17 protein-coding genes are annotated in these 13,038 nt (G+C 66.5%); 6 read left to right on the top strand and 11 right to left on the bottom strand.

The features are described from left to right. Positions 1-58 precede the first annotated feature (58 nt). Entirely contained in the window at positions 59-970 is a 912-nt protein-coding gene (locus ACY3GB_RS13745) for a LysR family transcriptional regulator (RefSeq protein ID WP_463089234.1), read from the bottom strand. Positions 971-1,065: 95 nt separating this feature from the next. On the opposite strand from ACY3GB_RS13745, the gene ACY3GB_RS13750 reads away from it, so the two are divergent. Next, the gene (locus ACY3GB_RS13750) at positions 1,066-1,683 is read left to right on the top strand and encodes a short chain dehydrogenase (RefSeq protein ID WP_463089235.1); all 618 of its coding nucleotides are present in this window, start codon (positions 1,066-1,068) and stop codon (positions 1,681-1,683) included. 152 nt (positions 1,684-1,835) lie between these two features. On the opposite strand, the gene ACY3GB_RS13755 is transcribed toward ACY3GB_RS13750, so the two are convergent. The 4 genes from ACY3GB_RS13755 to ACY3GB_RS13770 form a co-directional block, all read right to left on the bottom strand. Then, positions 1,836-2,570 carry an NAD-dependent protein deacylase gene (locus tag ACY3GB_RS13755; protein WP_463089236.1) on the bottom strand — a complete coding sequence of 245 codons (735 nt, stop codon included), beginning with the start codon at positions 2,568-2,570 and terminating at the stop codon, positions 1,836-1,838. Between the two features lie 52 nt (positions 2,571-2,622). Continuing rightward, complete coding sequence (locus ACY3GB_RS13760) at positions 2,623-2,955, bottom strand: nucleotide pyrophosphohydrolase (RefSeq protein WP_463089237.1); 333 nt, start codon at positions 2,953-2,955, stop codon at positions 2,623-2,625. A 70-nt stretch (positions 2,956-3,025) separates the two neighbouring features. Then, complete coding sequence (locus tag ACY3GB_RS13765) at positions 3,026-4,930, bottom strand: bifunctional 2',3'-cyclic-nucleotide 2'-phosphodiesterase/3'-nucleotidase (protein ID WP_463089238.1); 1,905 nt, start codon at positions 4,928-4,930, stop codon at positions 3,026-3,028. A gap of 37 nt (positions 4,931-4,967) precedes the next feature. Next, the gene (locus tag ACY3GB_RS13770) at positions 4,968-5,285 is read right to left on the bottom strand and encodes a winged helix-turn-helix transcriptional regulator (protein WP_463089239.1); all 318 of its coding nucleotides are present in this window, start codon (positions 5,283-5,285) and stop codon (positions 4,968-4,970) included. Between the two features lie 111 nt (positions 5,286-5,396). On the opposite strand from ACY3GB_RS13770, the gene ACY3GB_RS13775 reads away from it, so the two are divergent. Then, positions 5,397-5,933 carry an NAD(P)H-dependent oxidoreductase gene (locus ACY3GB_RS13775; RefSeq protein ID WP_463089240.1) on the top strand — a complete coding sequence of 179 codons (537 nt, stop codon included), beginning with the start codon at positions 5,397-5,399 and terminating at the stop codon, positions 5,931-5,933. A gap of 58 nt (positions 5,934-5,991) precedes the next feature. On the opposite strand, the gene gstA is transcribed toward ACY3GB_RS13775, so the two are convergent. The 4 genes from gstA to ACY3GB_RS13795 all read right to left on the bottom strand — a co-directional run bounded on the left by gstA (position 5,992) and on the right by ACY3GB_RS13795 (position 9,909). Next, entirely contained in the window at positions 5,992-6,603 is a 612-nt protein-coding gene (gstA, locus tag ACY3GB_RS13780; protein WP_463089241.1) for a glutathione transferase GstA, read from the bottom strand. 98 nt (positions 6,604-6,701) lie between these two features. Then, positions 6,702-7,271, bottom strand: coding sequence for a DUF4337 domain-containing protein (locus tag ACY3GB_RS13785; protein WP_463089242.1), 570 nt, complete (start codon positions 7,269-7,271; stop codon positions 6,702-6,704). A 72-nt stretch (positions 7,272-7,343) separates the two neighbouring features. Next, positions 7,344-7,604: a VF530 family protein gene (locus ACY3GB_RS13790; RefSeq protein WP_463089243.1), complete on the bottom strand. Its 261-nt coding sequence runs from the start codon at positions 7,602-7,604 to the stop codon at positions 7,344-7,346. Between the two features lie 61 nt (positions 7,605-7,665). Beyond that, complete coding sequence (locus tag ACY3GB_RS13795; RefSeq protein WP_463089244.1) at positions 7,666-9,909, bottom strand: DUF3141 domain-containing protein; 2,244 nt, start codon at positions 9,907-9,909, stop codon at positions 7,666-7,668. A gap of 188 nt (positions 9,910-10,097) precedes the next feature. Here ACY3GB_RS13795 and ACY3GB_RS13800 point away from each other — a divergent pair, with 188 nt between their 5' ends. The 4 genes from ACY3GB_RS13800 (at position 10,098) to ACY3GB_RS13815 (ending at position 11,895) form a co-directional block, all read left to right on the top strand. Further along, positions 10,098-10,556, top strand: a complete 459-nt coding sequence (locus ACY3GB_RS13800) for a Spy/CpxP family protein refolding chaperone (protein ID WP_463089245.1) — start codon at positions 10,098-10,100, stop codon at positions 10,554-10,556. A gap of 71 nt (positions 10,557-10,627) precedes the next feature. Beyond that, on the top strand, positions 10,628-11,062 hold the full coding sequence (locus ACY3GB_RS13805; RefSeq protein ID WP_463089246.1) for a hypothetical protein: 435 nt from the start codon (positions 10,628-10,630) through the stop codon (positions 11,060-11,062). Positions 11,063-11,078: 16 nt separating this feature from the next. After that, positions 11,079-11,525 (top strand): glycine zipper family protein, encoded by a 447-nt coding sequence (locus tag ACY3GB_RS13810; RefSeq protein ID WP_463089247.1) that lies wholly within the window; start codon positions 11,079-11,081, stop codon positions 11,523-11,525. 184 nt (positions 11,526-11,709) lie between these two features. Further along, on the top strand, positions 11,710-11,895 hold the full coding sequence (locus ACY3GB_RS13815; protein WP_463089248.1) for a hypothetical protein: 186 nt from the start codon (positions 11,710-11,712) through the stop codon (positions 11,893-11,895). A gap of 41 nt (positions 11,896-11,936) precedes the next feature. On the opposite strand, the gene ACY3GB_RS13820 is transcribed toward ACY3GB_RS13815, so the two are convergent. Both ACY3GB_RS13820 and ACY3GB_RS13825 read right to left on the bottom strand, forming a co-directional pair. Further along, positions 11,937-12,401 carry a DMT family transporter gene (locus ACY3GB_RS13820; RefSeq protein ID WP_048403825.1) on the bottom strand — a complete coding sequence of 155 codons (465 nt, stop codon included), beginning with the start codon at positions 12,399-12,401 and terminating at the stop codon, positions 11,937-11,939. A gap of 139 nt (positions 12,402-12,540) precedes the next feature. Beyond that, positions 12,541-12,930, bottom strand: coding sequence for a YkgJ family cysteine cluster protein (locus ACY3GB_RS13825; RefSeq protein ID WP_046158500.1), 390 nt, complete (start codon positions 12,928-12,930; stop codon positions 12,541-12,543). Positions 12,931-13,038 lie beyond the last annotated feature (108 nt).

The following is a 13,038-nucleotide window of genomic DNA, read 5'->3' on the forward strand; positions in this document are numbered from 1 at the left end:
ACATCCCGTCCAAGCGTCGCCGCGGCTGAAGCCGGCGGGTCCGGACGAGCCGGCGCGCTCAGCCCCGGCCTGGCAGCGGGGCGAACCATTGGGCGCAGAAATCGATCAGCGCCCGGGACTTGGCCGGCTGCGGCGTTTTCTTCGGATAGACGAGATAGACCGGCCGCGCCGGCGTCTCCCAGCCGGCCAGCACCCTGACCAGGCTGCCGCCGATCAAGGCGGCCTCGGCGACGAAATCCGGCAGCCGCGCGTAACCGGCGCCGGCTTCGGCCAGCTTGCGGTTCAGGCTGTAATCGCTGACCTGCAGCCAATGCGGCACCTCCACCTCTTCCGCGCGCCCCTCGCGCTCGAAACGCCAGCGCGCGCCGCCGTGGTAGCGGCTGTGCACCACGCAGGGCAGCCGCGCCAGATCGGCCGGTTCGGCCGGCGCGCCGCGCTCGGCCAGCAGCGCCGGCGCCGCCACCACCCAGTCGCGGGTCAGGAACAACGGGCGCGCCACCAGCTGCGGCGGCAGCTCCCGGCTGGAGCGGATGGCCAGGTCGAAGCCATCCTCCTCCAGGTCGCGCTCGGCCACGCTGACGTCGAGCTCCACCGAGATGCGCGGATACTGTTGATGAAAAGCCAACAATAGCTCGGCGCCGAACGCGCCGGCGAACATCTGCGGCACCGTCAGCCGCACGGTGCCGTGCGCTTCCCCGCTCAGGCCGCGCACCGCCGCCGCCGACTCCCGCAGCAGCGCGCGCAGCCGGCGGCAGTAAGCGAGATAAGCATGGCCGGCCTCGGTCAACGTCAGCTTGCGGGTGCTGCGGAACAGCAGCTGCGCGCCCAATAGCGCTTCCAGCCGGCTCAGCTGCTTGCTGACCTGCGACTTGGACGTGGCCAGCCGCTCGGCGGCGGCGGTGATGCTGCCGGCCTCCGCCACTTCGAGGAAGACCAGCGCCAGTTCGGAAGAGGGTTCGATTGTTTCCATATCGGTTCCAATATTTCCACGTTTGCCCGGTTTTTCCAAGCCGCGCGCGCGCCTAAGCTGACGGTTCCCCCCACTCAAGCTGCAAGGAAGACGATATGAAAATCCTGCTGATAGGCGCCAGCGGCAACATCGGCCGCGCCATCGCCGCCGAGCTGTCCGGCCGCCACGAAATCATCGCCGCCGGCCGCCATCACGGCGACGTGCGCGTGGACATCGAGGACGAGCAAAGCATCGCCGCCATGTATCAACAACTGCCCCGGCTCGACGCGGTGGCGGTGGCCACCGGCAGCCGCAACGGCCACGTCGGGCCGCTGGCCGAAATGAACGCCGAGCGCTACCGCGTCGGGCTCGACTCCAAGCTGATGGGCCAGGTCAACGTAGTGCTGCGCGGGCTGGACCGGCTGGCCGACGGCGGCTCGTTCACGCTGGTGGGCGGCGCCTGGCAGCCGCAGGCCATCGTGCCGCTGCTGAGCAACGTCTACATGGCCAACGCCGCGCTGGAGGGCTTCGTCAACGCCGCCGCGGTCGAGCTGCCGCGCCGGCTGCGCATCAATCTGGTCAGCCCGCTGCTGCTGGCGGAATCGGAAGCCGAATACGGGCCGCTGTTCCGCGGCGTGCCGCTGGTGGAGGCGCGCCAGGTGGCGCGCGCCTACAGCCTGAGCATAGAAGGGGCGCAAACCGGGCAGACTTACCGGCTGGGCCGGCTGGACTAGCCACAGCAGAATGGCGGCGGCGATGTTGCCGGCGAAATCCCGCCCCATGCAGCCGGTGATCCCAATGGCGGCGATCCATTGCCCATCCCCTTGAAATGCCGCAAACGGGGCTTTCTCAAGATTAGCGCGGGCCCGGCATCATGCCAAAGGGGTCAGCAACGCAGCCGGCGGCAGGTTTCGCCGATGCCGGCGTGGATGCACAGGTCGAACAAGGCGTCGAAACGGGTGGGCGTGTAGTTGATCAGCGCGCAGGGAACGCCGGCCCGCGCCGCCTCCACCGGAATCAGGTTGACCGGCGACACCTCCAGCGACGAGCCCATCACCAGCAGCAGCTCGGCGTTCAACGCCGCCTGGAAGGCCACGTCTATCATCGGCACCGCCTCGCCGTACAGCACCACGTCCGGCTTCAATGCCGCGCCGCAGCGGCGGCAGACCGGAAGCGCATGCTGCTGCACGTAATCCAGCGGATGCGGCGTGCGGCAATCGGGGCAGCTGGCGGTCAGCAGCGTGCCGTGCAGCTCCAGCACGCGGCGGCTGCCGGCCCGGCCGTGCAGGCCGTCGATGTTCTGGGTGAGAATGGTGACTTCCTTGCCATCCGCTTCCAGCGCGGCGAGAAAGCGGTGGCCGTCGTTGGGCTGGTAATCGCCCACCAGCTTGATGTGGAAGATGTCGCGGAAGGCCCGCCAGAAGGCGATGGGGTCGCGCTGGAAGTAGTCGACCGACACCGCGTCGGCCAGGCTCATGTCCCTTGACCACAGGCCGTCGGCGGAGCGGAAGTCGGGGATGCCGGATTCGGTGCTCATGCCGGCGCCGGTCAATACCGCAATGCGTCGCGCGCCGTCCACCAGTTGCCGCAGATACTGCACTTGCCGTTCCGTCACGCTCATCCACCGCTTCCTTGCCGCCGGGCCATGCCCCATGGCCACTATAGCGTAAGGGTCAAGCTGCAGGATATTTTATTGCGTTCTTGACCATCTTATCCCGAACCGCCTGGTCCAGATCGACGCCGGTCACCATCGCCAGGCGCGTCAGATACAACAACACGTCGGCGATCTCCTCCTGCAAATGGGTGAACTTGGCCGGATCGTCGCGCAACCGCGCCGCCGCGTCGTCGTCCAGCCACTGGAAGATCTCCGCCAGCTCGCCCACTTCGCCCACCAGCGCCAGCAACAGATTGCGCGGCGAATGATGCCGGTTCCAATCCCGCTCGTCGGCGAAGCGCTGCAAGGCGGCGGTCAGGCCGCTTGCATCAATCAACTTGTCTTGATTCATCGTCACTTTCTCGTTTCACGTGGAACGCCAGCCGCTGCCCGCGGCTGGCGCAACCGGGTTCGCGACCGCCTTATTCCGCCAGCTCCAGCGTCACCGAGCCGTCGCCGTTGTCCTGCGCCAGCTTGAACTGCTTCTGCTCCGGCAGATAGCGCATCGCCCCCGCGCCGGTGGTAAACCGCAGGCCGACGCCGGCCACCGGCAGCACGCGCCAGTTCCGGCCCTGTCCCAGGTCAATCACCTTCTTGTTGGCGAGGTAGCTCGCCAGCGCGGCGCGGTTCTCGTCCGGCGCGTCCACCACGATCTTGTCGGCGGTGATGCCGGGGAAGTTGCCGCCGCCGCTGGCGCGGTAATTGTTGGTCACCACGATGAAGCGCTGGGCGGGGTCGATCGGCTTGCCATTGAAGCTCAGGTTGACGATGCGGTGGCTGTCCGGCGCCGCCAGCTTGCCGTCGCCGTCGTAGCGGGCGGGCCGGGTGACGTCGACCTGGTAGCTGACGCCGTACAGGCTGTCGAAGTTATAGGAGCGGAACGCCGGGTTGATCAGTTCCTGCGCCGCCGGGCCCTTGGGGTCGATCTGATTGAACTGGCCGGCCGACATCTCCAGCCACTCGCGCACGTCGGCGCCGGTGATCTTCACCGCCTTGATGGTGTTGGGGTAGATGTAGAGGTCGGCCAGGTTGCGGATGGCCAGCTTGCCAGCCGGAATATCGGTGTAGTAATTCCAGCCCTGGCGGCCGCCTGCCTTGAACGGCGCGGCGGCGGACAGGATGGGCAGCTTTTCGTATTCGGTGCCCTGCAACGCCCGCTGCATATACCAGCGCTGCGCCTCGGCGACGATGGCCACCGACGGGTCGTCGGCCACTTGAGCGAAGTAGCTGTAGATCGGCCGACGGGTGGCGGCCACCTCGCCGCGCACGTAATCCAGCGTCGCCTGATGTTCGGGCCCGATCAACGCCTTCACGCGCGGATCAATGTCCGCCAGCGGCTTCTTCGCCTGTTTGTCGAAAATGGGCCTGAGCGTCGCCCGCTTGCCGACCACCCGCCACTTGCCCTCCGCCTGCTCCAGGGTCAAGTCGATCACGCCCAAGTGGTCGCCCCAGCGGCCCGGCATCGCCGCCGGCACGCCATGGATGGTGCCGGCCTGCAGGTCCACGCCGGGATAGCCGGCGAAAGCGGCGGACGGAAACTCGGCATGCGCGTGGCCGAACAGGATGGCGTCGATGCCCGGCACCTCGGCCAGCCCCGACACCGCGTTTTCGGCGAAGCGCGGCAGCTCGCCCTTCTCGAAGCCGGAATGCGGCACTGCAATCACCAGGTCGGCGCCGGCGGCACGCATCTTGGGCACGTAGTCGCGCGCGGTTTCCAGGATGTCGCGCACCGTGACCTTGCCCTGCAGATTGTTCTTGTCCCACTGCAAAATCTGCGGCGGGACGAAGCCGATCACGCCGACGGTCAACGCATGGGCCTTGCCCTCGGCGTCCTTCACTTCGCGCTTGAGCAAGGTGTAGGGCGTGAACAGCGGCTGGCCGGTCTTGGCGTCCAGCACGTTGGCGTTGACGTAGGGGAAGGCCGCGCTCTTCAGCGATTGCTGCAGGAAAGGCAGACCGTAGTTGAATTCGTGGTTGCCCAGATTGCCGGCGTCGTACTTCAAGGCATTGAGCACCTTGTAGGCCGGATGGGTGTCACCGGCCTGCAGCGGCTTGATTTTGGCCACCAGATCGCCCATCGGGCTGCCCTGCAGCAGATCGCCGTTGTCGATCAGCAGGCTGTTGGGCGACTCGGCGCGTGCCGCGGCGATCAGGCTGGCGGTACGCTCCAGGCCGAACTCGGCCGCCGGCTTGTCCTGGTAATAGTCATAAGCCAGCAGATTCATGTGGACGTCGGAGGTTTCCAGCACCCGCAGCTGGACCGGAGCGGCCCAGGCGGAGGCGGCGAACACGGCGGCGAGAGAGGCGAAAAGCGGCGCGGATTTCATCACGGGAGGCCTTTTGAGTGTTTTTATCGCGTCCGCATTATACGCCCGCCCGGGTCTGCGCCAGGTAGCCGGCCCCCCACTCGCACATCGCGTCGATGATGGGCCGCAGCGAGCCCCCCAGCTCGGTCAGCCGGTATTCCACCCGCGGCGGCACCTCGGGATGCACGGTGCGCGAAACCAGGCCGTCGCGCTCCAACTCGCGCAGCTGCTCGGTCAGCACCTTTTGCGATACACCGGCCAGCAGCCGGCGCAGTTCGCCGGTGCGCAGCTCGCCGCCGTCCATCAGATGGCAAAGGATCGAGCATTTCCACTTGCTACCGATCAGCCGCACCGTCGCGTCTATCGGAAAATTCAATCCCGTCCGCTCCCGCATAGATTACCTTCAGGTTCCCATGAAACAAAAAAGTACTTACTTATCAATCAATTGAAAAAACTCTAGCATGGCGGCTCACTTCAAGGAGATGCCATGAAAACGCTGATCGTCGTTGCCCATCCCGACCTCGCCCAGTCCCGCGTCAACCGCCGCTGGATCGAGGCCTTGGCAAGACATCCCGAACGCTATGCCGTTCACTCGCTATACGGCGCCTATCCGGATGAGCGCATCGATGTCGCGCGCGAACAGGCGCTGCTGGAGGCCCACTCGCGCATCGTGCTGCAGTTCCCCTTCTACTGGTTCAGCTCGCCGCCGTTGCTGAAAAAGTGGCAGGACCTGGTGTTGGACGAGGGCTTCGCGGTGGGGCCGCGGCCGGAGGACCGGCGGATGGCGGACAAACAGATCAGCGTGGCGGTATCCACCGGCATCCGCGGCAAAGACTTCGCCGCCGACGGGCGTTACCGCTACCAGATGGACGAGCTGCTGCGGCCATTCGAGCTCACCTGCCGCTACATCCGCGCCCGCTGGCTGCCGGCCTTCACGCTGCACGGCGCGGAACACGATCTGAGCGACGCCGAGATCGACGCCAGCGCCGATGCCTATCTGCGTTACCTGGACCAGGCTGCCTGAGCGGCGCGCCAAGCAAAATGCCCGGCGCGGGCCGGGCATCGCATGCGTTTGCGCGGGCTTACTTGAGCAGGCCTTCGGCCTTCAGCGCCTGCTGGGTCGCCGGCAGCTCGGCCACCCGCTTCAGGAAATCCAGCAGCGCCGGATAAGCCGCCAGCGAGCGCTGCAGATATTGCGCCCAGGACAGGCAGGTGAACAGATAGGCGTCCGCCACGCTGAACTGGCCGCCCAGCAGATAGGGCGTCTTCTCCAGCTGCGCCTGCAGCAGCGCGAACCGCGGCTGCAGACGCGCCCAGGCGTCTTCCTTGACCTCGTCGGTCTTGCCGAAGAAGATCGGCGAGAAATTCTTGTGCACCTCGGTGGAGATGAAATTCAGCCATTCCTGCAGCCGGTAGCGCGGCAGCGTGCCGTTGGCCGGCGCCAGCTGCTTGTCCGGCGCCTGGTCGGCGATGAACTGCATGATGGCCACGCCCTCGGTCAGCAGTTCGCCGTTGTCCAGCTGCAGCGCCGGCACATAGCCCTTGGGATTGATGGCGGTGAAGTCTGCGCCGCCGGCGGTGGTGTGCGGCACGTCGCGCAGGCTGACCGATTCCGCGCTGAACGGCAGGCCGCTGGCGAACAGGACGATGTGCGAAGCCAGCGAGCAGGCTCCGGACGAGTAATACAGTTTCATCGCAATGCTCCTGTGGGAAGGATGGGACAAACCGCAATCGCGCCAGCCTGATCCAAAACCATGCCGATTGCAACCCCCTTCCCGCCAGGGTTTCGCCGTCAGCCCAGCAGGCCGATCAGCCACTCGATGCGCAGGTTCCAGCCGGCGAAGCCGGCCAGCCAGAACAGGATGCCGAGCGCGCCGAAACCCCAGGACGCGAACAGCGGCAGCAGATTGGCCGACAGCGCCGCCACCGCCGCGCAGGCCACCGCGATCGACAAGCCGGCGTCGCTGATGTCGAACAGGTCGTGCCGCGCGTTCAGCGGCTCGATCGCGCCCTCCTTGGCTTCGGCCTTGCCGCGCAGCGCCTCGCTTTCAGCCTTGTAGCGCGCCAGCTCATGCCGCAATTGCTCCTGCTGCGGCTTCAGCGCCGCCGCGCTGGCCGGGTTCGCCAGCGCCAGCAGCTCCGCCTGGCGCATGCCGGACTCGGTCAGGTGCAACTTGATCTTCTTGGCCTGGTATTCGGACCAGGCGTCCGCCGCGTCGGCCTTCAGCAGCTGGCGCGCCTGCACGATATTGTCGTCCTTCAGCTTGCCCAGGCCCATCAGCACCGACAGCACCACCACGGTCAGCGCCACCCAGCTGTTCAGGCGCTTCTTCTCCGCTTCCACGCTGATTTCGACTTCCATATTGTCCCCCTTGGCCGGCGCCGGACCATCCGCCGCCTTGTTCAACATAACGCGGCAAGAGGCGATCGGATGTCAGCCGGCCTTCTTGCCGAACAAGCGCGGCCGGGAATCCGCCGGCCGGCGCTTCATTTCGACGAACAGCGCCTCCACCTGCGCGCGCGCCCACGGCGTGCGGCGCAAGAACACCAGGCTGGACTTGATGCTGGGATCATTGCGGAAGCAGCGGATGTCGACGCGCTCCGCCAGTCCTTCCCAGCCGTAATGCGCGTGCAGCTGGTTCAGCATCATTTCCAGCGTGACGCCATGGGTAGCGTTATTGGCCTGGCCGCTCATCGAAAGCATCCTGTATAAGCAAAAGCGGCGAGTGTAAGCCGCCGCCCGTCCGCTGGCAAAGCTACTTGGCCGCCGTCTTCTTGCGGCTGCGCGTCGCGCGCGGCTTTTTCAGCACCACCGCCTCGCCGGCGTCCGGCACCTCGCCGGAGGTCACGCCCATCGCCAGCGCCACCCGGCCCAGCCGCTGCTGCTTCTCCACGCTGATCGGCCCGGCCGCCGCCAGCAGCAGCATCACCAGCTCCAGCGCCATCGCCCGCTGCGCCTCTCCGGGCAGCAGGTCCTGGATGGTGGCCAGCGCGCGCTTGTCGTCGTTGCGCACCAGCCAGGTCTGGCGCCGCACCGCCTGCTTGAAGGCTTCCAGCGTCAGCTCCTCGCCCAGGCCGGTGTCCTGCATCACCCGGCGTATGGCGTTGAACGGCCGCACGTCGACCACGCCGTTGCCGATGGCGACGTAGATCAGCAGCCGCAGGAAGCCGTCCACCGCGCCGCCCTCGGAATAGTGCTCCTCCAGCTCGCGCCGCTTCAGGCGCAGCATCTCGGTTCGCTCCCAGCCGCCGCCGTGGCTGCGCACCCGGTAGGGCCGGCGCGGATCCAGGCCCACCAGCGCGGCGGTCAGCGGCGCGTCGTAAACGGCGCGGAAGGTCATCTCCTTCATCGCGTCGCGCTGGTCGCGCCAGCCGTCCAGCATGCTGGCGGTCCAGTCGGACACGGTCTGCTGCCATTGCCAGAACGGGTTGTCGCCATCCACCGGCTTGCGCGCCTCCCTCACCTTGCCGGCCCAGTCGGACAGACCGTTCAGCAAGGGATTGCGGCTGGAGAACCAGCGCCGCTCGAAACGCGACGGGTGCATCTCCCGCATCAGGTGCGCGGTCCATGGCGTGGTGCAGGCCTGCAGCCATGGCGACACGAAGCTGTCGTACAGCTGCTGGTTGATCTCCGCCACCCGCTTCACCACCTGGAACGCGCGCTCGCCGTCGCGGCCGTCGCCCAGCGCCAGGATGTCCGCCACCTCGCGCGGCTCGAAGCGGATCACGTAGCGGCCCTGCAGATACTGCAGGCCGGGCATCTCCGGGTAGGTGTCGGTGATCACCGCCTCATAGAGGCCGGGCGGCAGCACGTCGATCAGGTCCAGCGCGCTGGCCAGCTCGCTGTGCTCCTTGTTGGCCACGCCTGCGGACACGAAGATGCCGAGATGGCCGATCTGCTCGTGCAGGCAATAGACGATGGTCTGCTCGTTGCCGCGGATTTCCTCCACGTCCTTGTACAGGTCGGCGATCCAGAACAGCGCCTGCTGCGGCGGCGTGATGTTGTCGCCCCAGGACGCGAACACGATGATGGGCGAGCGGATCTGCCTGAGGTCTATCCTCACCTCGCCGTCGTCCAGGTACACCTCGCCGCGGCTCAGCCGGTTGCCGACGAACAGGTTCTGGCTGATCCACTCCATCTCTTCCTTGTTCAGCAGGTAGTGGCCGCCCCACCAGCGCTCGAACTCCAGGAAGCGGTTGCGCTCCTTGTCGATGTTGGCGTACAGGTGGTAGCCCTTTTTCCAGTAGGTATTGGCCGGGTCCATCTGCTCGAAATTGGAAACCAGGTGCGCGCCGTCGAACTGGCCATGGCCCAGGTCGCCGGTCAGCGAGGCCAGCCAGGTCCCGCCCAGCATGCCGCCCTGGTAGCGCATCGGGTTCTTGCCGGCCACGCCGGCCCAGTAGGACAGCGGCGAGCCGGCCAGCAGAATGGGGCCGACGTCTTCCGGCGCCGAGGCCGCCACCATCGCCAGCGCCCAGCCGCCCTGGCAATTGCCGATCACGAACGGCTTGCCGGCATTGCCCGGATGCGCCTCGCGCACCCGGCGCAGAAACGCCTTTTCCGCCCGCCACACGCACTCTATGGTCTGGCCGGGCACCGGCACCGGAAAAAACATCACGAAATAGCAGGGATGGCCCTGGCGCAGCGCGATGCCGATCTCGCTGTCCATCTTGAAGCCGCCTATGCCGGGCCCATGGCCGGCGCGCGGGTCTATCACCACGAAAGGGCGCAACTCCGGATCGGTCGGCGGGCAGTTGGCCGGCGGACGGATGGCCGCCAGCGCGTAGTTGACCGGCTCGTCCAGCTCGCGGCCGTCGACGATGATGTCGAAATCGAACACCAGCACCGGCGGATTGCCGGACGCCTGGTGCTCCAGATAGGTGTCGCCGCGCTCGCGCAGCACATCGCAGAACAGCAAGCCGCGCTGGAAGGCGTCAGTCCAGTAGTCGGCCCAGTGCTGGCCCAGCGACCACCATCCCCCCTTGTCGGTTTCCGCCATGCAGATCTCCCGGTTGTCCGCAGCTTTCACTGTAGCCCACGACTGCCGCCCACACCTCTCGATGGCAAGAGTATCAAGCAGTTATTGCAGATTAACAGTCATGAACATAAGCGATTTCCCAGGCAAAACTCGCCTGACAATTGCATCCAATACTGCAGCCACCAACAGCTCACGCGAAGGAAACCATCATGAAGCAGTTGCTCAAACCCCTGCTCGCCGCCGGCCTGCTCCTCGCCGGCTCCGCCGCCGCCTACGCCGACGATGCCCCCGCCCCTGCCGCCGCGCGCAAAGGCTGGCACATGGACCCGGCCAAACGCGAGGAAATGCGCGCCAAGCATCTGCAGGCGCTGCATGACAAGCTGAAGATCCAGCCGCAGCAGGAGGCCGCCTGGCAGACCTTCGCCGCGTCGATGAAACCGGAAACGATGGAAAAGCCGGCGATGGACGACAAGGCCACCGCGCCGGAGAAGATGGAAAGCATGATGCAGCGCCAGCAAGCGCGGATGCAGCAGCATCTGGACGCGCTGAAGGCCTTCTACGCGCAGCTGACGCCGGACCAGCAGAAGATCATGGACCATCTGCACGGCCCGCGCGGCCAATGGCAGCGCCACAAGAGACCAGAAGGCGCGCCCCCGGCCAACGGCTGACCCGGCGACCTGATCCCGCTCGCGCCGGCCCGCCGGGCCGCGCGCGGCAACCGACCGTAAAGAGGCTCATCATGAAAGGCTGCATCCGCTTGAGCGGCGCGCTGCTGGCAGCCGCGCTGGCCGTGGCCGCGGTCGCTCCCGCCGAGGCGTACCACCACCACGGCGGTCCGCGCATCAGCATCGATGTCTGGCGCGGCGGCTATTGGCACCACGGCTACTATCAGGGCCGGATGGGCTGGTGGTGGGTGGCCGGCGGCGCCTGGTACTTCTACACGGCGCCCATCTATCCCTACCCCAGCCTGTACGCGCCGCCCGTCATCGCCGTGTCCCCGGCCGTGCCCGTCGTCCCTGCGGTGCCGATGGTTCCTCCGGCCCCGCCGGTCGCCGCCGCGCCGCAGGAGCCGGCCCAAGTCTGGTACTACTGCAAGGCGGCCAAACAGTACTACCCGTATGTCAGCGAATGCCCGGGCGGCTGGAAGACCGTACCGGCGCAGCCGCCCAGATAAGCCGGAAGGAAACGCCATGAAAGCACGCTATTGCCTGATGCTGCTGCCGCCGCTGCTGGCCGCCTGCGCCACGCAGCCCACCGGCCCGACGGTGGCGGTGATGCCGGCGCCGGGCAAACCGTTCGACGTGTTCGCGCAGGAAGAGCAGCAATGCCGGGCCTACGCCGCCGGCAACAGCGGCGCGGCCGCCGCCGACGCGTCCAACGCCACGCTGGCCGGCAATATGGCGCTGGGCACCGTAGTGGGCGCCGCGGCCGGCGCGCTGATAGGCGGCAACCGCCAAGGCGCCGGCATGGGCCTGCTGGCCGGCGCCGCGGTAGGCGGCTCCAACGGCGCTTATGCCGGCTACGATACGCAAACCCGCTACAACATCGCCTACCAGCAATGCATGTACGCGAAGGGCAACCCGCTGCCGGGACAATACCCGGCGCGGCGCGTCTACCTGCCGCCGCCGCCCGATTGAGAATCATGCCATCCAGGCAAAATCAAGCCAGCAACAAACCATTCAACATATTGAAACAAAAAGAGAATTTACGGAAACATCTTCAGTCGAATTGGCATTAATAATGAAAGTACGCCCAATACTTTCCGGGGCCGCAACAGGAAAACCCAGGGCGATCCGTTCAACAACACCAAAGGATTCCGCCATGCTCAAATTGCTCATGCCCGCACTGGCGCTGCTGCTGGCCAGCGCCTTCGCCAGCGCCCAGGACGCCAATGTCCGCCCCTTCGACAATCCCGCCGTGCCGCCCAGCGTGCCGCTGTCGCTGCAAGACATGAACCCGGCGCCGGTCCAGGCGCCGGCTGCGCCAACGCCGTCCGCCCAGCAGTAAACACCCCGCGATCCCGCCGGCCCGTCCGGCGGGATCGCATTTCAGCGGCCGAACCAGCGATCGCCGAAATTCACCAGCAGCACGCCCGCGACCACCAGCGCCGCGCCGGCCAGCCTGGCCGCGCTCAACTCGCGCAAGGGCATCATCAGCCAGCCAAAACGGTCGAAGCACAGCGAGGTGAATACCTGTCCCGCGATGATCAGGGAAACCATGGTCGCCACGCCCAGGCGCGGCGCCAGCAAAGTGGTGCCGAACACGAACCCCGCTCCCAGCACCCCGCCCAGCAACATCCACCATTCGACGCGGGCCAGCGCCGCCAGATTTTGCCAGCGCTGGCCAGTCGCCAACGACAGCAGCGCCAACGTCAGGCAGCCGGTGCCGAACGACACCAGCGCCGCCAGCAGCGTGCTGTTGCCCAGCAACAGGCGCAACTGGTTGTTGACCGCCGCCTGCAGCGGCACCACCACTCCGACCAGAAAGGCCAGCAAGGGAAAAATCGCCTGCATCGCCGCGCTCCTCAATCACAATTGGCAGCCGCCGCCCATGGCGGAGGCCGATGCCATGCCGCTGTTCCACGTGGAACACGGTCCAGTCTGTGCCCGCTGCGCGAGGTCGGCAGCAGGGCGACCAGCAATGATAAATGAATTACTTCTGGCGCGGACGGCTGTCGCGGGTATAGGCGCAAAAACCCGGTTTGGGACCGATCTTGGGATGGTTGCGGCAGGTGTTGGGGCGGCGCTCGTAAATGGTGCAGCGCCGGGTCTGCGCATCCAGATACAGGCAGTCGCCGTTGGCGCGCTGCGCCAGCGTGAACAGGCTGTTCTTGAAATTGAAATGCTGGATCACCCGCTGCTTTTCCAGCCGCTTGGCGATGTTCTTGATCGGCTCTTCCAGCTCGAACTCGTCCACCACGCCGATGCGCACCAGATCCGGCAACTTCACTTCCACCGGCATCGTGCAGCAGGACGCCATGCAGTCGCCGCACAGGCCGTTCTTGTACTTGATCCAGGTTTCCAGGCGGTTGATGTCGGCCACGGCTCGTCCTTAACACATTGAATACGCGAAACTTTCCCCTGGCGGGAAAGCGCGCATTCTACGGACGATGGCTCACGCCGGCAAGATGCCCGCCAACAGCCGCCTGGC

The organism is Chromobacterium sp. Ag138, assembly GCF_055181315.1.

Coding starts and splice junctions, on each gene's coding strand:
- ACY3GB_RS13815 (WP_463089248.1), top strand. CDS start 11,710: ATGCTCAAATTGCTCATGCCCGCACTGGCGCTGCTGCTGGCCAGCGCC.
- ACY3GB_RS13805 (WP_463089246.1), top strand. CDS start 10,628: ATGAAAGGCTGCATCCGCTTGAGCGGCGCGCTGCTGGCAGCCGCGCTG.
- ACY3GB_RS13810 (WP_463089247.1), top strand. CDS start 11,079: ATGAAAGCACGCTATTGCCTGATGCTGCTGCCGCCGCTGCTGGCCGCC.
- ACY3GB_RS13745 (WP_463089234.1), bottom strand. CDS start 970: ATGGAAACAATCGAACCCTCTTCCGAACTGGCGCTGGTCTTCCTCGAA.
- ACY3GB_RS13755 (WP_463089236.1), bottom strand. CDS start 2,570: ATGAGCGTGACGGAACGGCAAGTGCAGTATCTGCGGCAACTGGTGGAC.
- ACY3GB_RS13785 (WP_463089242.1), bottom strand. CDS start 7,271: ATGGAAGTCGAAATCAGCGTGGAAGCGGAGAAGAAGCGCCTGAACAGC.
- gstA (WP_463089241.1), bottom strand. CDS start 6,603: ATGAAACTGTATTACTCGTCCGGAGCCTGCTCGCTGGCTTCGCACATC.
- ACY3GB_RS13800 (WP_463089245.1), top strand. CDS start 10,098: ATGAAGCAGTTGCTCAAACCCCTGCTCGCCGCCGGCCTGCTCCTCGCC.
- ACY3GB_RS13795 (WP_463089244.1), bottom strand. CDS start 9,909: ATGGCGGAAACCGACAAGGGGGGATGGTGGTCGCTGGGCCAGCACTGG.
- ACY3GB_RS13775 (WP_463089240.1), top strand. CDS start 5,397: ATGAAAACGCTGATCGTCGTTGCCCATCCCGACCTCGCCCAGTCCCGC.
- ACY3GB_RS13790 (WP_463089243.1), bottom strand. CDS start 7,604: ATGAGCGGCCAGGCCAATAACGCTACCCATGGCGTCACGCTGGAAATG.
- ACY3GB_RS13760 (WP_463089237.1), bottom strand. CDS start 2,955: ATGAATCAAGACAAGTTGATTGATGCAAGCGGCCTGACCGCCGCCTTG.
- ACY3GB_RS13750 (WP_463089235.1), top strand. CDS start 1,066: ATGAAAATCCTGCTGATAGGCGCCAGCGGCAACATCGGCCGCGCCATC.
- ACY3GB_RS13765 (WP_463089238.1), bottom strand. CDS start 4,930: ATGAAATCCGCGCCGCTTTTCGCCTCTCTCGCCGCCGTGTTCGCCGCC.
- ACY3GB_RS13820 (WP_048403825.1), bottom strand. CDS start 12,401: ATGCAGGCGATTTTTCCCTTGCTGGCCTTTCTGGTCGGAGTGGTGGTG.